1 protein-coding gene is annotated in these 500 nt (G+C 39.4%); it reads left to right on the forward strand.

Annotated features, from left to right (window positions below; translation table 11 throughout):
* Positions 1 to 485: DUF1439 domain-containing protein (locus ACTHUR_RS18935; protein WP_440400321.1), on the forward strand; the 485-nt coding region annotated here is incomplete at its 5' end.
* Positions 486 to 500: the final 15 nt, after the last annotated feature.

A 500-nucleotide genomic window follows, 5' to 3' on the forward strand; every position in this document is an offset into this window, starting at 1 on the left:
GTATTGGCGAGCAACAAATTAACCAGTATTTAAGCGAAAAAGGCACGATTAGTGACAAGCTCGGTATCCCTGGATTATTTTCTGTCGATTACGCATTGAAAGATTTGGTGACTCAAATCGGGCAAACTGAAAGTAATCGTGTTGAAATGAGCGGTTTGGTTGATACGCTTATTCGTTTATCTGGTAAAACCTACCCAGCTAAATTGCATTTAACCTTTGATGCCGTTCCAGAGTATAACGCACAAGAAGGTGCACTCTATTTAAAAAATCTGCGAATTTTACGCTGGTCTGGCGAACCTAATAGTGCAATGGAGCAACTCCAAGATGTTATGCCGCTATTAAGCGATGGTGTGGCAGCATTATTAAGTCGGATGCCTGTTTACACCTTGGATGAAAGTGACATGAAACAAATGCTGATTAAGAAGTTTGCCAAAGAAATTAAAGTTGAAAAAGGTCGACTGGAATTAATTGGTGGAATGTTTTAACAATAAGGGCGTATT

The organism is Neisseria sp. P0021.S007, assembly GCF_051956855.1.